We start from the raw sequence: 20,390 nt of genomic DNA on the forward strand, positions 1-20,390 counted from the left end.
GTCTTCGCCATGGCACCAGTCTAGAAGGAAATAGAGGGGAACAGCGTAAGGCACGCCAATAATTTAGTGGCTACAAATGGTGATACAAAAGAAGGGCCACGGCCCGGAAACTCAACGATCCCCGGGCCACGGCCCCACGTAACTTCGGCTTAAAGCACGACGCTCCCCCACCAAAAGTGAGAGAGCGTCGCGCGAAAACCCACCACAAGTGAGAGAGCGTCGAGCCCAAACCCACCAAAAGTGAGAGAGCGTCGTGAAGGGAGGGAGGGTTTAGCGCTCGACGTCGCCGCGGATGAAGGCTTCAACCTTCTCACGGGCGAGGTCGTCGTTGAACTGCTCCGGCGGGGACTTCATGAAGTAGCTCGAGGCGGAGAGCAGCGGGCCGCCGATGCCGCGGTCCAGGCCGATCTTGGCCGCGCGGACGGCGTCGATGATCACGCCGGCGGAGTTGGGCGAGTCCCAGACCTCCAGCTTGTATTCGAGCGACACCGGGGCGTCGCCGAAGTTGCGGCCTTCAAGGCGGACGAAGGCCCACTTGCGGTCATCCAGCCACTGGACGTAGTCGGACGGGCCGATGTGGACGTCCTTGGCGGCCAGTTCGGCTTCCACGTTGGACGTGACGGCCTGGGTCTTGGAGATCTTCTTGGATTCGAGGCGGTCGCGCTCGAGCATGTTCTTGAAGTCCATGTTGCCGCCGACGTTCAGCTGGTAGGTACGGTCCAGCGTGACGCCGCGGTCTTCGAAGAGCTTGGCCATGACGCGGTGCGTGATGGTCGCGCCGATCTGGCTCTTGATGTCGTCGCCCACGATCGGAACGCCGGCAGCGGTGAACTTGTCGGCCCACTCCTTGGTGCCGGCGAGGAACACGGGCAGGGCGTTGACGAAGGCGACGCCGGCGTCGATGGCGCACTGCGCGTAGAACTCGGCGGCTTCCTGAGACCCGACCGGAAGGTAGCAGACCATGACGTCAACCTGGGCGTCCTTGAGGGCCTGGACAACGTCGACCGGCTCAGCAGGGGACTGCTCAATGGTTTCGAGGTAGTACCGGCCGAGGCCGTCAAGGGTGTGGCCGCGCTGCACGGTCACGCCGGTGGGCGGAACGTCGGCGATCTTGATGGTGTTGTTCTCGCTGGCGAGGATGGCGTCGGCCAGGTCGACGCCGACCTTCTTGCCGTCGACGTCGAAGGCAGCGACGAACTGGACGTCGTTGACGTGGTACTTGCCGAACTCCACGTGCATCAGACCCGGGATCGTTGCCTGGGGGTCGGCATCCCGGTAATAGTGGACACCCTGGACCAGCGAGGCGGCGCAGTTACCCACACCGACGATTGCGACACGAATCGGATTTGAAGACACGGAACTCCTTTGAGAACAAACTTCAGGTGCCCTGCGCGTCGGACCCTGCTGTACGACGGCGTCTGACGGACACAGCGCCACGCGGCGCCCTAACAGTCTAACTAACTGCGCCGGAGCCCGCTTTGTTCCCGCATGCTCCGGCGCAGTTCATTACGATGCCGCCCGGCTCAGGCGCCGTGCCGGCTCTGCGCCCACAGGTTGATGTCCGATTCGACGGCGAACTCGTCAATCGCGGTCAGCTCGTCGGAGCTGAACTCCAGGTTGTTGATGGCCTGGAGGGTGTCTTCGAGCTGCTTCACGCTGGACGCGCCAACCAGGGCCGACGCGACGGGTGAGCCCTTGGGCTGGTCCCGGAGGATCCAGGCGATGGCCATCTGTGCCAGTGACTGGCCTCGGCCGGCGGCGATCTTGTTCAGCCCGCGGACCCGGTCCAGCTTGTCCTCGGTCAGGGCGGATTCGGAGAGGAACCGCTCCTTGGCCGCACGGGAATCGGCCGGGACGCCGCTGAGGTAGCGGTCCGTGAGCATGCCCTGCGCCAGCGGGGAGAACGCGATGGAGCCTGCGCCCACCTGGTCCAGCGCCTCGTAGAGGTTGGGCGAGCCGTTCTCGGTCCAGCGGTTCAGCATGGAGTAGCTGGGCTGGTGGATGAGCAGCGGAGTGCCGAGTTCCTTCAGGATCCGGGCCGCCTCGATGGTCTGCTCCGGCGTGTAGGAGGAGATGCCGGCGTACAGGGCCTTGCCGGAACGCACGGCGTGGTCCAGTGCGCCCATGGTTTCCTCGAGCGGCGTCTCGGGGTCCGGCCGGTGGCTGTAGAAGATGTCCACGTAGTCCAGGCCCATGCGCTGGAGCGACTGGTCCAGGCTGGAGAGCAGGTACTTGCGCGAGCCCCACTCGCCGTACGGTCCGGGCCACATGTAGTAGCCGGCCTTGGTGGAGATGACCAGCTCGTCGCGGTACGGCTTGAAGTCGTCCTGCAGGTGCCGGCCGAAGTTGGTCTCGGCCGAGCCGTCCGGCGGCCCGTAGTTGTTGGCGAGGTCGAAATGGTTGACGCCGAGGTCGAACGCGCGGCGCAGGATGGCACGCTGCTCATCAAATCGCTTGTCGTCGCCGAAGTTGTGCCAGAGGCCCAGCGAGATGGCCGGAAGCTTCAGCCCGCTGCGTCCGACTCGGCGGTATGGCATGGTTTCGTAGCGGTTATCCGCAGCCAGAAAAGTCATGCGTTCCATCCTGCCAGCGCCTGCGGAGCTGCGGGGCGGGCGTCCAGCATCCGGTCACCGGAAGGACGCCCGCCCCGCCCGCTCAGTCGCGAAGGCGCTCAGTCGCGGAGGACGGCGGCGCTCAGCGGCGGCAGCTCCACCTGGACGCCGTCCGTCCGTACGGCGTCGTCGGTGGCGAGCAGCAGCGTGGTGCCCGGACGGTCCAGGCTGACGGGACGGTCTGCGAAGTTCAGCACAACCTGCACGCCGCCGCGCCGGTACCGGAGCCAGCGGGCGTCGTCGTCGAACTCGACGGCGGTGTCCGCAAAGCCCAGGCCCGCGAGTTCCGGAGTTGACCGCCGCAGCGCAATCAGCGAGCGGTACAGCTCCAGGAGGCGGGCGTGGTGGCCGGCGGACGCTTCCGCCCAGTCCAGTTTGGAGCGGGTGAAGGTCTCCGGATCCTGCGGATCGGGCACGACGGCGGGATCCCACCCCATGCGCTCGAACTCCCTGATCCTGCCCTCGGCGGTGGCCTTGCCCAGCTCGGGCTCCGGATGCGAGGTGAAGAACTGCCACGGGGTGGTGGCCCCGTACTCCTCCCCCATGAACAGCATGGGCGTGAACGGGCCGGTCAGGGTCAGCACGGCGGCCAGGGCCAGGCTGCCGTACGGCAGTGACTGGGACAGCCGGTCCCCGGTGGCCCTGTTCCCGATCTGGTCATGGTTCTGTGAGCAGACCACCAGCGCGGCCGGATGGACGGCGCTGAAATTGATCGGCCGGCCGTGGTGGCGGCCGCGGAAGCTGGAGTAGCTGCCGTCGTGGAAGAACCCGTCACGCAGCACCTTGGCGAGTGCCCCGAGCGAGTCGAAGTCACTGTAGTAGCCGGTGGTTTCGCCGCTGACGTTGACGTGGACGGCATGGTGGAAGTCGTCGCTCCACTGGCCTGCCAGTCCGTAGCCGTTGACATCCCGGGGATACAGCAGCCGCGGATTGTTGAGGTCGGACTCCGCGATGAGCGTCAGCGGGCGGCCCGCCTCGGACGACAGGGCGTCCGCCAGCGCGCCGAACTCCTCCAGGATGTGAACGGCCCGCTCATCCTTCAGGGCGTGCACCGCGTCCAGGCGGAGTCCGTCCACCCGATAGTCGCGCAGCCACATGGCCACGTTGTCCAGGATGTACTGGCGGACGTGGTCGGACCCCGGCCCGTCCAAATTGACGGAGTCGCCCCACGTGTTGCCTTCGCCGTACTTGAGGTACGGGCCGTACCTGGGGAGGTAGTTCCCGCTCGGCCCGAGGTGGTTGTAGACCACGTCCTGTATGACGCCAAGGCCGGCCGCGTGGGCAGCGTCCACGAACCGCTGATACGCCGCCGGGCCGCCGTAGCCTTCATGCACGGCGAACCACTGGACGCCGTCATAGCCCCAGTTGTGCGTGCCGTTGAAGGCATTCACCGGCAGCAGCTCAATGAAGTCGATGCCCAGGCCGGCGAGGTAGTCCAGCTTGCCTGCCGCGGCGTCCAGCGTCCCTTCGGGCGTGAACGTTCCGATGTGGAGTTCGTAAATGACGGCGCCCTGGAGCTCCTTGCCCTGCCACTCCGCGTCCTGCCAGCGGTGGGCGCCGGGGTCGAAGGTCCGGGACAGGGCATGGACGCCTTCGGGCTGCCGGCGGGTCCGGGGGTCCGGCAGCGGGATTTCGTCGCCGTCGAGCAGGTATCCGTAATCCACGTCGGCGCCGGCCGGTGCGTCCGCGGCCGTCCACCAGCCTTCGTCCGCCGGCGCGTTGCCGGGACGGCGGCCCATCTCGTACCGCTCGCCGCCGGCCAGCAGAGTCACGGCGCCTGGCTCGGGCGCCCAGACATCGAAGCGCCCCGCTCCCTGCACCGGCCTGGCCGCATCGTTGGGCTGCGTCATGACTTGCCTCCTGTCGCGGGGACCAACAAAGCCACCGGATAGGCCCGGAAGACCTCTGACAGCGCCGCCGGCCCCGGTCCGAAGGTGGTGCCGGTCAGTTCGTCCGTCATGGCGGTCTCCAGTTCGACGGCGGTTTCCCGCCAGCCGCCCGACTGCTCCAGCCCGTAGGGAAGCCGTGTGGCAAGCGTCAGCACTCCCCCGGCGCCGCGGTCGAACGCCACCACGTGCCCGGCAGCGGGGCCGCTGGCCTGCACAGGGCGGTAGCCGGTGAAGAGCTCCGGCCGGTCCCGGCGCAGCCGGAGCGCCCTCGAGGTGACCAGCAGCTTGGCCGCCTCGTCCTGGAAGGAGTCCGGCCGGTGGCCGGCGTCCAGGTGCTCCAAGGCCCGTATCCGCTCATCGAATCTGAAGGGGCGCCGGTTGTCCGGATCGGTCAGCGACCTGTCCCAGAACTCGGTGCCCTGGTACACGTCCGGGACTCCAGGCATGGTCAGCTGGACAAGCTTTGCCGAAAGCGAGTTCGACGCACCGTGCGGCGCCAGGAGCCCCACCAGGGCCTCAACTTCCGCACGTACCTCCGGATTATCGAAGGCGGAGTCGACGACGGCGGCGAGGGCCTCCTCGAATGCCGGATCCGGATCGGTCCAGCTGGTCGAGTTCCCGGCTTCGCGCGCCGCTTTCAGGGCGTATGACTGAAGGCGTTTCCGGCTGGCCGGCCATGCCCCGGCGATGGCCTGCCAGAGCAGGGTGGACAGCGGACCGTCCGGCAGCGGAGCGTGGGCATTCAGCCTGTCCAAGGCCTTTTCCCATTCCGGCGCGGCTTCGGCGATGACCGAGATCCGGGCACGGGTGTCCTCGCTGCGCTTGGTGTCGTGCGTGCCCAAAGTGGTCATGGATAGCGGGAGTTCGGCCTGCCGGCGGGCCATCCGGGCGTGGAACTCCGCCGGCTCCAGCGAAAACTCGGTGGGGTCGGCGCCCACCTCGGTGAGCGTACCCAGCCGGTTGTAGCGGAAGAACGCGGTGTCCTCCACGCCTTTGGCCATGACCATGCCCGACGTCTGCTGGAACCTGCGGGAGATCTCGAGGTCGGTGTCCATCAGCAGGGGCTGCAGGAGGTGGACGGCCTGGTCCAGCTCGGGACGCCTGCGCACGGCGAGCTCGCAGGCTTCCTTCAGGATCTCCGCGCCCTCCGGAAGGTAGCTTCGGTACACGGGGAACGCCGCGATGATCTCCGCGATCGCGTCCGCGGCCGCATCACGGGAAATCCCGGCCCGCTCAGGCACGAGCCTGGCCAGGCGCAGGATTTCAGAGTGCAGGATGCCGTCGGTGATCCGGCGCTTGGTCCCCCGGATCATGTCCTCGTAGTCGGCCGGCTCGCCGCCGCGCAGCCGTGCGTCCAGACGGTCCAGCAGCTCCTGACCCCGCGGGTCCACGAAGACCCTGTCGACGTCCGCGAGGGCGTCATAGCCGGTGGTGCCTTCACACTCGAAGCTCGCCGGCAGCTGCTCGCCCGGTTCGAGGATCTTTTCGATGAGCAGGTACGCGCCGTCGGTGGCGCCGCGGAGCCGTTTCAGGTACCCCTCGGGATCGGCCAGGCCGTCCGGGTGGTCGATCCGCAGCCCTTCGGCCAGCCCCTCGCGGAACCAGCGCACCACTTCCTGGTGCGCTTCATCGAAGACCGAGGGCACCTCCACCCGGATGCCGGCGAGCGTGTTCACCGCGAAGAACCGGCGGTAGTTCAGCTCGTTGTCGGCGCGCCGCCAGCCCACAAGTTCGTAATGCTGCCGGCCGTGGACGTCCCGCGGGGAGTCGCCGTCCCGGTAGCTGCCCTCGGCCAGCGGGAAGCGGTGGTCGTAGTACCGCAGCTCGCCGTCCTTGATCTCGAGCTCGTCCAGATCGTCGTCGCTACCCAGGACAGGGATCCGGATGCGGCCGCCGGCAAGGTCCCAGTCGACGTCGAACGCCTCGGCGTAGCGGGAGCCGCGCCCTTCCTTGAGCAGCGACCACCACCACGGGTTCTGCGGCGGCGACGCCACACCCACGTGGTTCGGCACGATGTCGATCAGCACGCCCATGCCCGCAGCGCGGGCGGCCCTGGAGACAGCCGCCAGCCCTTCCGGGCCGCCGCGCTCCGGGTCCACCACGGAGGGATCGGTGACGTCATAGCCGTGGTCGGAGCCGCTCTCTGCCTTCAGGATGGGCGAAAGGTAGATCCAGTCCGCCCCGAGCGACTTCAGGTAGGGCACGGTCTCGGCGGCGTCAAACAGCGTGAATCCCCGCCTGATCTGCAGCCGGTACGTCGAGGCGGGTGTCCTCATGAGCCCGTCCCGCCCTGCTTGCCTGGCCGCCGCCTGCCCGCGGTCTTGGCCGCTGCCTTCCCTTCGGGCTTCGCCGCTGCCTTCCCTTCGGGCTTCGCCGCGGCCTTCTCTTCGGGCGCCTTCTCCTCCGGCTGCGCCGCGGCCTTCTCTTCGGGCTGCGCCGCGGCCGTCTTGGTCTTCTTCGGCTCCGGAACCGCGGTTATCGTGGGCGCCGCGGTTTCGGTCGCCGCCGTCTGCGACAACGCTGCAAGCGAGGCTGCCACCGAGTGGTCGGGCTCCACTTCCGGTGCGCTGTACGCACGCAGTACCACCAGCGATTTGGCGGCCACCGGTAGGACACCGCCGGCCGCAACCGGTTCCGTATCCGCGTGGTGGCCCGCGGTGTCGATGATGATGTCCCATGCGGGGGCGTGTTCGTCGGATGGCAGCGTGAACTTAACTTCGTCGTCGTCCGCATTGAAGTACAGGACGAAGTTGACGTCTGTGATCCGGCGCCCGCGGTTGTCCTTGCCCTGGATGCCGTCACCGTTGAGGAATACGCCCACGGACCGACCCAGGCCGCTGTCCCAGTCTGCCGGCGTCATGGTGGAGGCGTCGACGTCCAGCCATTCGATGTCCGGAAGTCTCTCCCCTTCGCCACGGAGCACCGGCCTGCCGTCGAAGAATTTGCTGCGGCGGAACGTTGGGTGCTTGTGTCTGAGCGCGTTGACGGCGGCGGTAAACTCCACGAGCGGCTGGTCCACATTGTCCCAGTTGATCCAGGTCAGTTCGGAGTCCTGGCAGTAGCCGTTGTTGTTGCCCTGCTGGGTGCGGCCCAGTTCGTCGCCGTGCAGCAGCATGGGGACACCCTGGGACAGCAGCAGCGAGGCGATGAAGTTGCGCTGCTGGCGGGCGCGGAGACCCAGGACCTTGGGATCGTCGGTGGGCCCTTCGGCGCCGCAGTTCCAGGATCGGTTATGCGATTCGCCGTCGTTGTTGCCTTCGCCGTTGGCCTCGTTGTGCTTCTCGTTATAGGAGACCAGGTCCGCCAGTGTGAAGCCGTCATGGGCCGTGACGAAGTTGATCGACGCCACCGGACGGCGCCCGGAGTGCTCATAGAGGTCGGCGGAGCCGGTAATCCTGGAGGCGAATTCGCCCAGCGTGGCCGGTTCGCCCCGCCAGAAGTCGCGGACTGTGTCGCGGTATTTGCCGTTCCATTCGGTCCACTGCGGCGGGAAGTTGCCCACCTGGTAGCCGCCGGGGCCGACGTCCCACGGCTCGGCGATCAGCTTGACCTGGGAGACCACCGGGTCCTGCTGGATAAGCTCGAAGAAGGTGGACAGCTTGTCGACGTCATAGAACTCGCGGGCCAGCGTGGAGGCGAGGTCAAAGCGGAACCCGTCCACGTGCATCTCGGTGACCCAGTAGCGCAGGGAGTCCATGAGCAGCTGCAGGGAGTGCGGCTGGCGGACGTTCAGCGAGTTGCCGGTGCCGGTGTAGTCCATGTAGTGCTTCTCATCGCCCTCCATGAGCCGGTAGTAGGCGGCGTTGTCGATGCCCTTGAAGGACAGCGTGGGCCCGAGGTGGTTACCCTCCGCCGTGTGGTTGTAGACCACGTCAAGGATGACCTCTATGCCGGCGCGGTGCAGCGAGCGGACCATGGCCTTGAAGTCCTGGACCTGCTGGCCGGTGTCGCCGGTGGAGCTGTAGCTGTTGTGCGGGGCGAAGAACCCGATGGTGTTGTAGCCCCAGTAGTTGTTCAGCCCCTTGTCCTCCAGGATGCCGTCGTTGACGAACTGGTGCACCGGCATGAGCTCGATCGCGGTGACGCCGAGCTTCTGCAGGTGGGAGATGACCGCGGGGTGGGCAACGCCGGCGTACGTGCCGCGCTGTTCCTCGGGGATCTCGGGGTGGAGCTGCGTCAGGCCCTTGACGTGGGCTTCGTAGATCACCGACTGGTGGTACGGGATCCGCGGGAGGTGGTCGCCGTCCCAGTCGAAGAACGGGTTGATGACCACGCCCATCATCATGTGGGGCGCGGAGTCTTTGTCATTGCGGGAGTCGGGGTCGCCCATGTTGTAGGAGAACAGGGCGGGATCCCAGTCAATCTGGCCGTGCACTGCCTTGGCGTACGGGTCCAGGAGGAGCTTGTTCGGGTTGAAGCGGTTGCCGGAGTCGGGGTCGTAGGGTCCGTGCACGCGGTAGCCGTACTTCTGGCCGGGCTGGACCTGCGGCAGGTAGCAGTGCCACACGTACCCGTCCACTTCCTCTACGGGGACCCTGGTTTCGGTGCCGTCCTCCTCGAAGAGGCACAGTTCAATTTTGTCTGCCCTTTCGCTGAACAATGCGAAATTGGTTCCGGTTCCGTCGAAGGTGGCGCCAAGGGGGTACGCCGATCCGGGCCAGATTTCCATTCGTGCTCCTATTACGTTGTCCAACAGATAGTCCGGCAGGCACTCCTACACCACCCGCGAGGAACTTGGTCTTACCGTAGCGGGTGGGTGTGACTATTACGATTTTCCAGCCGCTGATTACTAAGCATGCTGACTTTATCCCAGATTCCGGGTATCGCGTCCGCAATCCGCCCCGCGGTCAGCGGCGCGCCGCCCGACGCTGCGGCTCCGGCGCGGGCATGAAGGCTCGCCGCCATGGCGGCAATGGCCGCCCACCGCTCGTCCGGGTCGATGCCCGCCGCACCGAAACGCGCGACGTCGGACCCCACCTGGGCGAGCAGCGCGCCGATGACGCCGGCCAGCACGTCGCCGCTGCCGGCGGTGGCCAGCCAGGGCGTGCCTTCAGCCTGGCTGTAGAAGTCCTGGTAGGGCGATGCCACCAAGGTGGTGGCGCCCTTGAGCAGCACGGTGGCCTCCGTGAGGCCCGCGGCCTGCCGGGCCGCCGCGAGGGTGGACGCCTCCACCGCGGCGCGGTCCAGGCCGGCTCCGAGGCGCGTCAGCAGTGTTGCGAGCTCGCCGGCATGCGGGGTCAGGATGACCTGCGGGGCCAGCACATCCGGCAGCACGGGCAGCGCGCCGGCGTCTGCCACGGTGGGCAGGCCTGAATCCGCGGCGTCGCGGACCCGCTGCATCTGGTCGCCGTCCGAGCCGTCCATGCCGGAGCCCACGAGCCACGCCTGCACGTGCGTCTCGGCCACCGTCCCCGAGCTGCACACCACTTCGGGACAGCTCTGCCGGATGAGGTCGGCAACGTCGGGCGGCCCGAGGTAGCGCACCATGCCCACGCCCGCGGCCAATGCACCGCGGCAGGCGAGCACGGCGGCGCCGGGGTACTCCGGGGATCCCGCCACGATGCCGAGGACGCCGCGGGAATACTTGTGCGAGCGGCGCCCGGGTTTGGGCAGGAGGGTGGCGAGGTCCGAAGCTTCCAGCCGCCGCAGCGCCGGCCAGGGAAGCCCTTCCTCGATCCCGATCGGGACAATGTGGACCCGTCCGGCGAAGTCGGCGCCCGGGTCTGCCAGCAGGCCGGCCTTGGCGCCGCCAAACGTGACAGTGAGATCGGCCGGGAGCACCGGGTCCGATGCCTCGCCCGTATCGGAGTTCACGCCGCTCGGAACATCGCAGGCCACCACGAGGCCGCGATTCCCGCGGGCAAGACCGGCAACGAGTTCGGCGGCGGCTCCGCGGAGCCCGCCCTGCGCGCCGGTTCCCAGCAGGGCATCAATGACGACGTCGGCCCTCCCGGCCAGCGCGGCCAGCTCACCGGCGTTCGCCTCGGTCAGGGTGCGCACGCGGCCGCCGGCCCGTTCAAAGGCCGCGAGTGCGTCGGGGTGGGCGCCGCCCGAGGCGAGGACCGCCGTCGTACGCATGCCCCGTCCGGCGAGGTGCGCGGCCGCGAAGAGGCCGTCCCCGCCGTTGTTCCCCTTGCCGGCAAGGACCGCGACGCTGGAGCCGTAGAGGCGCCGGCCGCGGGAGCGCAGCTCCGCGATGACTGCGTTGGCGAGGCCATGGGCCGCCCGCTGCATGAGAACAGCGCCCATACCTGAATCCAGTAGAGGCTTTTCAGCTTCGCGTATCTGGGTTCCGGTATAGGCGCTGATCATTCAGTGCAGTCCGTTCGGTATCAGCCCTCGGCCAGGACGGTGGCGGTGGCGATGCCGCCGTCGTGGCTCATGGACAGGTGCCAGCGTTTGACGCCTTTGGCCTCGGCCACGGCCAGCACCGTCCCCTTGACCTGAATGGTGGGGCCGTTCTGGTCCAGTCCGATCCAGCAGTCCTGCCAGTTCATGCCGGCGGGGGCGCCAAGAACCTTGGCAACCGCCTCCTTGGCGGCAAACCGCGCGGCCAGGGAGCGGGTGTTCAGTTCGCGCTCGGCCGGGACGAACAGCCGGTCGCGCAGCCCGGGGGTTCGCTCCAGCTGCCTGCCGAAGCGCTCAATGTCCACAACGTCTACGCCAATGCCAACAATCATGGGCTTACTCTACTGTGACGCTCTTGGCCAGGTTGCGTGGCTGGTCCACGTCGTATCCCTTGGCCGTGGCGAGTGCGAGGGCGAAGATCTGCAGCGGCACGGTGGCCAGCAGGGGCGCCAGGAGGGTGGGGGTCTCCGGGATGTAGAAGACGTGCTCGGCGTAGGCCTTCACGGCCTCGTCGCCTTCCTCGGCGATCACGATGGTCTTCGCGCCGCGGGCCCGGACTTCCTGGATGTTCGAGACGACCTTGGAGTGCAGCGAGTCGCGTCCGCGCGGGGACGGGACTACAACGAACACCGGCTGGCCTTCCTCGATCAGCGCGATCGGGCCGTGCTTGAGCTCGCCGGCGGCGAAGCCCTCGGCGTGGATGTACGCCAGCTCCTTGAGCTTCAGCGCCCCTTCCATGGCCACCGGGAACCCGACGTGCCGGCCCAGGAACAGCACGGACTTCGCGTCCGCCATGGCCCGGCCCAGCTCCTTGATCTGGCCCTCGTTGTCCAGGATCCGCTGGATCTTGGCCGGGATCTTGGCCAGGTCCGCCAGGATGTCCTTGATCTCGCCCTGGAACTTGTTCCCGCGCAGCTGCGCCAGGTACAGGCCCAGCAGGTACGCGGCCGTGATCTGGGCCAGGAACGCCTTCGTGGACGCCACCGCGATCTCCGGACCGGCGTGCGTGTACAGCACGGCGTCGGACTCCCGCGGGATCGTGGAACCGTTGGTGTTGCAGATGGACACCGTCTTGGCGCCCTGTTCCTTCGCGTAGCGGACCGCCATCAGCGTGTCCATGGTCTCTCCGGACTGGGAGATCGACACGATCAGGGTGTTCGCGTCCACGATCGGGTCGCGGTAGCGGAACTCGTGGGACAGCTCCACCTCGGTGGGGATCCGGCACCAGTGCTCGATCGCGTACTTCGCGACCTGCCCGGCGTACGCGGACGTGCCGCAGGCCAGGACGATGATCTTGTCCACGCTCTTGAGCAGCGCCGGGTCGATCCGCAGCTCATCCAGGGTCAGCTTCCCGTGGATATCCGACCGGCCCAGCAGGGTCTGGGCCACGGCGTCGGGCTGGTCATGGATTTCCTTCTCCATGAAGGACGGGAAGCCGCCCTTCTCCGCCGATTCCGGGTCCCAGTCCACGTGGTATTCCTTGCCCTCCGCGGGAGCGCCGAAGAAATCGGTGATCGCCACCGAATCCGCGGTAATCGTCACGATCTGGTCCTGGCCCAGCTCCACCGCGCGGCGGGTGTAGTCGATGAACCCGGACACATCCGAGCCCAGGAAGTTCTCGCCCTCGCCCAGGCCCACCACCAGCGGTGAGTTCCGGCGGGCCGCCACCACGACGTCGGGCTGGTCCGCGTGCACCGCGAGCAGCGTGAACGCGCCGTCGAGCCGCTGGCAGGCCAGCTCCATCGCCCGGGTCAGGCCGCCGTCGGACACGTCACCGCCGAGCTTGTTCCGGAAAATGTCGCCCAGCAGCGCCGCGGCGACCTCGGTGTCGGTCTCGGAGGCGAACTCCACGCCCTTGGCCACCAGCTCAAGCTTGAGCTCCGCGAAGTTTTCAATGATGCCGTTATGGATCAGCGCCAGCTTCCCGCCGTCAGACAGGTGCGGGTGCGCGTTCTGATCCGTGGGACCGCCGTGCGTGGCCCAGCGCGTGTGACCGATCCCGGTCATCGACTCCGGCAACGGCCTCGCCTCCAGCTCAGCGAGCAGATTGCTCAGCTTCCCGGACTTCTTCCGCGAGAAAATCTCCCCGTCCGCCACGACCGCGACACCCGCCGAGTCATAGCCCCGGTACTCCAGGCGGCGCAGACCCTCAAGAACAACATCCAGCGCAGTGTGCCCGGCATCAGCCCGGCCCGACGTACGCCCTACATAACCCACGATTCCACACATGGGTATAAGCCTAACCGGCTTTGAGGAGAAGGGACGTCGGACGTACACGCTCCAACGGCGCTCTGCGAAGCCCGCGCCGGGCCCTTAAAGGCCGCGGCGGCCCGCGAACCCGCCCGTCATCAGGCACTTTGCTTCCGGCCTGCATTTCGCTCTCAGCCTTGCGAGGGGCAGAATCTCTAAGGTGACTTCGCAACGCAATGAAGCGAACGGGGAGGGTGTCTCGCCGTTCGTAGAGCTGGACAGGCAAACCTGGTCCCGGCTCGCAGCCCAGATGGAACAGCCCCTTAATGAAGAGGATGTGCTGCGCCTTCGTGGGCTCGGTGACCCCTTGGACTTGAAGGAGGTCCGGGAGGTCTACCTGCCTCTGTCCCGCCTGCTGCACCTATACGTGGAGGCATCACACCAGCTTCACTCGGCCACCACCACGTTCCTGGGCGAACAGACCCAGCGCACGCCGTTCGTCATCGGCGTGGCGGGTTCGGTCGCCGTGGGCAAGTCCACCATTGCCCGTGTGCTCCGCGAGATGCTCCGGCGCTGGCCAGGCACCCCCAACGTTGAACTGATCACCACCGACGGTTTCCTGTACCCGCTGGCTGAACTCAAGCGCCGCCAGCTGCTCGAACGCAAAGGCTTCCCGGAATCCTACGACCGGCGGGCGCTGCTGCGTTTTGTAAGCGAGATCAAGGGCGGCGCCGAGGAAGTCCGCGCCCCGTGGTACTCGCACGTCACATATGACATCGTCCCCGGCAAGGAAGTGGTGGTCCGCCGCCCGGACGTCCTGATCGTCGAGGGGCTGAACGTCCTGGCCCCCGCGCGGCCCCGGCACGACGGCCGCCAGGGACTGGCGGTGAGCGACTTCTTTGACTTCTCCATCTACGTGGACGCCAAGACCTCCTACATCGAGGAGTGGTACGTGGACCGCTTCCGGAAGCTCCGCTCCACCGCCTTCGCGCAACCGGAGTCATATTTCCACCGCTACGCGACGCTCTCCGACGACGAGGCCGAAGTCACGGCCCGCGACATCTGGAAGCGGATCAACGAACCGAACCTGGAAGAGAACGTGCTGCCCACGAGGGGACGGGCCCAGCTGGTTCTCACCAAGGATGCAGATCATTCCATCCGCAGGATGCTGCTGAGGAAGGTCTAGCACACGTGTGCCACGACTGCTCCGCAGAGGCGCCCCCACAGCCGCCGCCCAGCCGCCGGTCCGTCGCGAGGCTGCTGGTCGCCGGCGCCGGGCTGTCCGCCCTGGCCGCGTGCACCCCGGAGGGCCCCAGCCCGGCATCCTCCGCGCCAGCCGGCACGGCCCCGGCTTCCACCTCCGGCTCCGCGCGCGCCGCGTCAGGTCCGCCGTCAGCCTCGGCGTCCGCGTCCCCCACGGGGGCGGCGTCCGCGCCCCCGGCAACCTCCCCGGCGACGGCAGCGCCAGCGCCGCCGTCGGCCGCTTCCAGGCTTTCTAAGCAGTACTCACTGACCAACCCCGCCAGCCCCTGGCTGGTGGTCAACAAGCACCGCCCGCTGAAGCCGGCCAACTACGTCCCGGCGGATCTGGTCCAGCCGCGCGTCGCGCTTGCCGTTTCCGGCGAGGCAGCACTGCTGAACCGCACGACGGCGGCTGCCGCAGAACGGATGTTCGCGGCAGCAGCGGCGGCGGGCGTGACCATGACGCTGGCAAGCGGATACCGCTCCTATGCCACGCAGACCGCCACGTACAACGGCTATGTCAGTGCCCGGGGACGGGCCGCCGCGGACACCGCCTCCGCGCGGCCGGGCTATTCCGAGCACCAGACGGGCTGGGCGTTCGACATCGGCGACGGCGGAGGCGCGTGCAGCTTCCAGCCATGCTTTGCCGAGCAGCCGGCCGCGGTGTGGGCCAAAGCCAATGCCCACCATTTCGGCTTCGTCGTGCGGTACCCATGGATGCTGCATTCCATCACCGGTTACTACTACGAGTCCTGGCACCTGCGCTACATCGGGACCGAGGCGGCCACGGACATGAAGAAGCGCGGCATCGGCACGCTGGAAGAGTATTTCGGGCTGAAGGCCGCGCCGGGCTACCCCTGACGGCCGGTTCGGGTGCCGGGGCGATGCGGTAGTTTTGGTGCCATGCTTACTGGATTCAAGAAGTTCATTCTCAAAGGCAATGTCATTGACCTGGCTGTGGCAGTCGTCATCGGCGCGGCATTCAGCTCGGTGGTGGACGCGTTGGTCAAGAGCGTCATGATGCCGTTGATTTCGTTGCTGGTGGGACAGCCAAACTTCGACGATTTCCTGGCCTTCGGCGACGTCCGGATCGGCGTCCTGCTGACGGCAGTGGTCAACTTCCTGTTGGTCGCCTCCGCGATTTACTTCGTCATCATCACGCCGATGAACCGGCTGATCGAGCACCGGAACCGCAAGCTGGGCATTGGCCAGGAAGTGAAGAAGGAAGCCGCCGAAGACCCGCAGATCGCTCTGCTCAAGGAAATCCGGGACGAACTGCGCAACCAGACCGCCAGGTAGCCGCCGGGACGAACAAAGCGGTCCGCCTCCCGAGGAAGGCGGACCGCTTTTTGCTGACTGCTTGAACCCCTGAGTTGGGTTCCGGAACGGAGCTTTCCTAGGGAACCAGCTCAGTCGGCACGCGCTCCAAGGCCAGCTCCGTCTTAACCACCTGTGCCAGGCGCTCGGCGATGACCTGGGCCGTGTGCTGATCGCCGGCCTCCACCATGACGCGCACAACCGGCTCGGTGCCCGACGGGCGCAGGAGCACGCGTCCGGTGTCGCCGAGTTCCTCCTCGGCAAGCTTCACAGCGGCTGCAAGGGCCTTGTCGCCGCTGACGCGGGACCGGTCCACGCCCTTCACGTTGATGAGGACCTGCGGGAGCTTGGTCATGATCGTCGCGAGCTCCTTGAGCGGGCGGCCGGTGAGGGCAACCTGCGCCGCAAGCTGCAGGCCGGTCAGGACGCCGTCGCCCGTGGTGGCGTAGTCGGCGAGGATCACGTGGCCGGACTGTTCTCCGCCGAGGTTGAAGCCACCGGCGCGCATTTCCTCGAGGACGTAGCGGTCGCCAACGCCCGTTTCGCGGATGGCGATGCCGGCTTTGCGGAGGGCGATCTTGAGGCCGAGGTTGCTCATCACGGTGGCCACGAGGACGTTGTCCGTGAGCTTGCCGGCGTCCTTGAGTGCGACGGCGATGATGGCCATGATCTGGTCCCCATCCACCTCATTGCCTTCGTGGTCCACGGCGAGGCAGCGGTCGGCGTCGCCGTCGTGCGCAATTCCGAGGTCCGCGCCGTGGGCAACTACGGCAGCTTTCAGGGGGCCGAGGTGCGTGGAACCCACGCCTTCGTTGATGTTGAGGCCGTCCGGCTCCGCACCGATCACCACAACATCGGCGCCGGCGTCTTTGAAGACCTGCGGGGAACAGCCGCTGGCCGCGCCGTGCGCGCAGTCGAGGACAACCTTCAGGCCGTGCAGGTTGTGCGGAAGGGTTCCCAGGAGGTGGACGATGTAGCGGTCCTCGGCGTCGGAGAACCGCTGGATGCGGCCTACTTCGCCGCCCACGGGCCGGAAGGGCTCCTTGCCCATCTGTTCCTCGATGGCGTTCTCAACCTCGTCAGGGAGCTTCTGGCCGCCGCGGGCAAAGAACTTGATCCCGTTGTCCGGTGCCGGATTGTGGGACGCGGAGATCATCACGCCAAAGTCGGCATTCAGGTCGGCCACGAGGTAGGCCGCCGCGGGGGTGGGGAGAACACCGGCGTCGTAGACGTCAATGCCGGAGCTGGAAAGCCCCGCTTCCACGGCGGCGGCGATGAACTCGCCGCTGGCGCGGGGGTCCCTCGCCACCACGGCCCGCGGCCGTGCACCGTCGCTGGTGCGTTCATGGCCAAGCACGACGGCGGCGGCCTGGGCCAGCTGCAATGCGAGCTCGGCAGTCAGGAGGCCGTTCGCCAGGCCACGGACACCGTCTGTTCCAAATAATGTAGACATCGGGTCAAGTTTAGACGATGCGGGTAGGGAGGACTGGCGACGTCGCTTCCTTACGGACCTGGCTACCTGTTCTCACGGCCCCGGCTACCTACCTCTGCACCGAGACGATCACGTGGACTACTTGGTTTTTTTCGGCGGTACCTCTCTTTGCGTAAAAGCCTCGCTATCGATCTTGAGCCGCTTCTACTATTCGATGCATGACACCTAGCAATGGGGGCTTGGCGCTCGAAATTGTAGTACCGGTCTTCAATGAGGAAGCGGTACTCGAGAACAGCATCATAAGGCTCGCCGAATACTTGACGCTTGAAATGCCTTCGACATGGAAAATAACCATTGCGGACAATGCAAGCACTGACAGAACTCCTGTAATTGCAGCTCGACTCAGCGAGCAATTACCGAATGTGGATTATCGCCGCCTTGAAGTCAAGGGACGAGGATACGCTCTCCGTGATGCGTGGGGTGCTTCAGAGGCAAAAGTCCTCGCCTACCTGGACGTCGATCTTTCCACCGACCTGGCCGCGCTGCCGCCGCTGGTGGCGCCCCTCCTTTCAGGGCACTCGGATATTTCCATCGGAACGAGGCTCGGACAAAGTTCACGGGTGAGCCGAGGACCGAAGCGCGAATTCATTTCCAGGTCCTACAACTTTTTGCTTCGCCGGACAATGCAGGTGCGCTTTTCCGATGCCCAGTGCGGATTCAAGGCAATTCGCGCGGACGTTGCCCAGCGGCTGCTTCCGCACGTGGAAGACAACGGCTGGTTCTTTGACACCGAACTGCTGATAATTGCGGAACGGTCCGGCCTGCGCATCCACGAGATTCCCGTGGACTGGGTGGATGACCCGGACAGCCGCGTCGACATCAGGCAAACCGCGTTGGACGACATACGAGGCATGGTCCGTGTGGCCGGTTCCCTGGTCAAAGGGTCGATTCCGGTCCAGGCCATCTACGCGGAGCTGGGCCGGCGCCCGATCGCACCGCCCGGTCGGCCAAGCTTTTTTGGCCAGGTGGTTCGCTTTGGCCTTGTGGGTGCTGTTTCAACGCTGGCATTTGCGCTGCTCTACCTGGTTCTCCAGGGTCCTTTCGGTGCACAGCAGGCCAATTTCCTGTCCCTGCTCCTGACGGCTGTCGGCAACACCGCGGCCAACCGCAGGTTCACGTTTGGCATCAGCGGACCAGAGAAACTGTTTACCCAGCAATTCCAAGGTCTGATCGTTTTTCTGCTGGCCTGGGGCATTACTTCATCGTCTCTTTGGGTGCTTCACTCAGTGAACGTGGACGCCACGGCCAGCATGGAGCTGCTCACCCTGACAGCGGCCAACGTCTTTGCAACTTTGATGCGGTTCGTACTTCTCCGGATCTGGGTCTTCCGGGTCCGTCACTGGGACGAACGATCCGCCGTCCTGGCACTGCGGACCGCCGGATCCGTCCGTTGAGCGTCACCGAGGCGAGCCGGTCGACTGCTCCTCAAAGCAGGCACAGGCGGACAATGCCTTTACCTTGGGAACGGATCGGGCTGGTAGTCCTCCTCGGGGCAACTGCTGCATCGTTCCTTTGGGGCCTCGACCGTAACGGATGGGCGAATCCCTACTACTCGGCAGCGGCGCAGGCCGGGTCCCAAGACTGGAAGGCTTTCTTCTTCGGTTCCCTCGACGCCGGCAACCTAATCACCATCGACAAGCCGCCACTCAGCATCTGGATCATGTCACTCTCAGTACGGCTCTTCGGGCTCAATTCATGGGCCATCCTGGTGCCCCAGGCCCTCATGGGGCTAACCACCACCTGGCTCATCTACAAGATCATCAGACGCAGCCACCCAGCCGCTCCGGCCTTGCTGGGCGGCTTGATTTATGCAACCACGCCCGTCGTGGTGCTCATGTCGCGGTTCAACAACCCCGAGCCGCTAATGGGGCTCCTGACAGTGGCCGCCGTCTATTTCATTATCAGGACGTTTGAGGACAACCGCTGGTCCTGGTATCTGTTGGCAGGGACCGCCCTCGGCCTAGCATTCATGGCGAAACAGATCCAGGCATTTCTTCCCATCCCGGCCCTGGTGCTGGCGGTGCTCCTGTTCGGCGCCGGCACCGTGGCGTCACGTCTCGTGAGGCTCTTGGGTGCCCTTTCGGTGTTGATCATCAGCGGCGGCTGGTGGATGGCGTTGGTGGATCTGACGCTACCGGAGAACAGGCCCTATGTGGGTGGATCGGCATCGAACAGTGTTCTTGAACTGACTCTGGACTATAACGGTCTGGCAAGGTTCCTCCGATTCAGTGCCGACCCTCAGTCCGGGCAAGCTGTCCCGACCACATCAGAGAACCAGGACGGCGGCCTGGCCCGGCTGTTCAACGCAAACTTTGCGCCCGAAGGCGCTTGGCTGCTGTTTACCGCACTGATCTGTGCCCTTGCGTTGGTTGTGCTGTGGCGGCAGACGGCCAGGGACAGGGCCGCCTCCGGCCTGATGACGGTGGGCGTCGTGTGGCTGGTCACCGTCTACGCCGTGTTGAGCTTCATGGGCACCATGACGCACACCTACTATGTCTTTTCCCTGGGCGGCCCGATGGCAATCGTGGTGCCCTTGGGCCTGTTCCTTCTGTGGACCCAAAGGAACAGGGCGATTCCTCGGGTGCTCGGTGCGGTGCTGCTGATCGGGACAGGCTACGTTGGTTTCCGAATCTTCCAGTACAGCGATGATTGGGGATTCTGGCCGCCAGCTGTGGTCTGTGCAACTGTTGTTGCGACGGCGGGGTGGCTGTTGGCCCGAAGTCCGAGCCAGCGACTGGGGACTCTCGCCATCGTCGCGGTGGCACTTGTGATGGCACCCGTGGCAACCGACATCATTACTCTCGCCAAACCGCATGCGGGCACAAATCCGCTCTCCGGCCCGGTGGCCAATAACCCTCAGGCCCTGTCCGCCCATCTTGAAGCTGCCCGACGCGGGGAACCCCCGCTGGCCCGCCACCTCGGATTCGGCGTCGAGCCGTCCGCAGATGTGTCTGCGCTGCTGAGAGAATCCGAAGGCACTGAATGGGCGGCGGCCACGTACACCGCGCAAAACGCCGCCCAGTATCAACTAGCATCCCAACGTCCGGTCATCGCGATTGGGGGGTGGCTGGGAAACGACCCGGCTCCAGCGTTCGATCAGTTCAAGGCACTCGTCGCTGACCGCAGGATCGCATACTTCATCTGGCAACAGCCGATAGTGGACGGCATCCCGCTGGGAAAGGATGCTGTTGCCATCACGGATTGGGTTCAGTCCACGTTCAAAGGGGAGAACATTGACGGTGTCAGAATCTACGACCTTAGGCGCTGACGGCAGCACCAGACCGAGCGATGATTCCCCTC

The 20,390-nt window shown here is 66.1% G+C and carries 14 protein-coding genes; 5 read left to right on the forward strand and 9 right to left on the reverse strand.

Going from position 1 to position 20,390, the window contains the following annotated elements; genetic code table 11:
• Nucleotides 1–270 precede the first annotated feature (270 nt).
• From ASG92_RS07635 to glmS, 8 genes are all read right to left on the reverse strand, one after another.
• On the reverse strand, nt 271–1,356 hold the full coding sequence (locus ASG92_RS07635; RefSeq protein WP_056626550.1) for an inositol-3-phosphate synthase: 1,086 nt from the start codon (nt 1,354–1,356) through the stop codon (nt 271–273).
• A gap of 167 nt (nt 1,357–1,523) precedes the next feature.
• Nucleotides 1,524–2,573 carry an L-glyceraldehyde 3-phosphate reductase gene (gene mgrA, locus ASG92_RS07640; protein WP_056626552.1) on the reverse strand — a complete coding sequence of 350 codons (1,050 nt, stop codon included), beginning with the start codon at nt 2,571–2,573 and terminating at the stop codon, nt 1,524–1,526.
• 98 nt (nt 2,574–2,671) lie between these two features.
• On the reverse strand, nt 2,672–4,462 hold the full coding sequence (gene treZ, locus ASG92_RS07645) for a malto-oligosyltrehalose trehalohydrolase (RefSeq protein ID WP_056626554.1): 1,791 nt from the start codon (nt 4,460–4,462) through the stop codon (nt 2,672–2,674).
• Nucleotides 4,459–6,777, reverse strand: coding sequence for a malto-oligosyltrehalose synthase (treY, locus tag ASG92_RS07650; RefSeq protein WP_056626556.1), 2,319 nt, complete (start codon nt 6,775–6,777; stop codon nt 4,459–4,461). The genes treZ and treY overlap by 4 nt, the downstream gene beginning before the upstream one ends.
• Complete coding sequence (glgX, locus tag ASG92_RS07655; RefSeq protein WP_056626558.1) at nt 6,774–9,170, reverse strand: glycogen debranching protein GlgX; 2,397 nt, start codon at nt 9,168–9,170, stop codon at nt 6,774–6,776. The genes treY and glgX overlap by 4 nt, the downstream gene beginning before the upstream one ends.
• A 71-nt stretch (nt 9,171–9,241) precedes the next feature.
• Entirely contained in the window at nt 9,242–10,813 is a 1,572-nt protein-coding gene (locus ASG92_RS07660; RefSeq protein WP_056626560.1) for an NAD(P)H-hydrate epimerase, read from the reverse strand.
• Between the two features lie 20 nt (nt 10,814–10,833).
• Nucleotides 10,834–11,181, reverse strand: coding sequence for a holo-ACP synthase (locus ASG92_RS07665; protein ID WP_018776647.1), 348 nt, complete (start codon nt 11,179–11,181; stop codon nt 10,834–10,836).
• Between the two features lie 4 nt (nt 11,182–11,185).
• The gene (gene glmS / locus ASG92_RS07670; RefSeq protein ID WP_056626561.1) at nt 11,186–13,078 is read right to left on the reverse strand and encodes a glutamine--fructose-6-phosphate transaminase (isomerizing); all 1,893 of its coding nucleotides are present in this window, start codon (nt 13,076–13,078) and stop codon (nt 11,186–11,188) included.
• A 181-nt stretch (nt 13,079–13,259) separates the two neighbouring features.
• Between glmS and coaA the strand changes: the two genes are divergently transcribed.
• From coaA to mscL, 3 genes are read left to right on the forward strand one after another with little or no spacing between them, the layout of a single operon-like run.
• Nucleotides 13,260–14,225 (forward strand): type I pantothenate kinase, encoded by a 966-nt coding sequence (gene coaA, locus ASG92_RS07675; RefSeq protein ID WP_056626563.1) that lies wholly within the window; start codon nt 13,260–13,262, stop codon nt 14,223–14,225.
• A 5-nt stretch (nt 14,226–14,230) separates the two neighbouring features.
• Nucleotides 14,231–15,142 (forward strand): M15 family metallopeptidase, encoded by a 912-nt coding sequence (locus ASG92_RS07680; RefSeq protein ID WP_056626565.1) that lies wholly within the window; start codon nt 14,231–14,233, stop codon nt 15,140–15,142.
• 42 nt (nt 15,143–15,184) lie between these two features.
• Entirely contained in the window at nt 15,185–15,580 is a 396-nt protein-coding gene (mscL, locus tag ASG92_RS07685) for a large conductance mechanosensitive channel protein MscL (RefSeq protein WP_056626566.1), read from the forward strand.
• Between the two features lie 97 nt (nt 15,581–15,677).
• Here the strand turns inward: mscL and glmM are convergent, their stop codons facing one another.
• On the reverse strand, nt 15,678–17,051 hold the full coding sequence (gene glmM, locus ASG92_RS07690) for a phosphoglucosamine mutase (RefSeq protein WP_056626568.1): 1,374 nt from the start codon (nt 17,049–17,051) through the stop codon (nt 15,678–15,680).
• A gap of 218 nt (nt 17,052–17,269) precedes the next feature.
• Between glmM and ASG92_RS07695 the strand changes: the two genes are divergently transcribed.
• Nucleotides 17,270–18,484, forward strand: a complete 1,215-nt coding sequence (locus tag ASG92_RS07695) for a bifunctional glycosyltransferase family 2/GtrA family protein (RefSeq protein ID WP_240987045.1) — start codon at nt 17,270–17,272, stop codon at nt 18,482–18,484.
• 53 nt (nt 18,485–18,537) lie between these two features.
• Nucleotides 18,538–20,358, forward strand: coding sequence for a glycosyltransferase family 39 protein (locus ASG92_RS07700; RefSeq protein WP_056626573.1), 1,821 nt, complete (start codon nt 18,538–18,540; stop codon nt 20,356–20,358).
• The last annotated feature ends 32 nt before the right edge of the window (nt 20,359–20,390 follow it).

The sequence above is a fragment of the Arthrobacter sp. Soil736 genome (assembly GCF_001428005.1).
Taxonomy (GTDB): domain Bacteria; phylum Actinomycetota; class Actinomycetes; order Actinomycetales; family Micrococcaceae; genus Arthrobacter.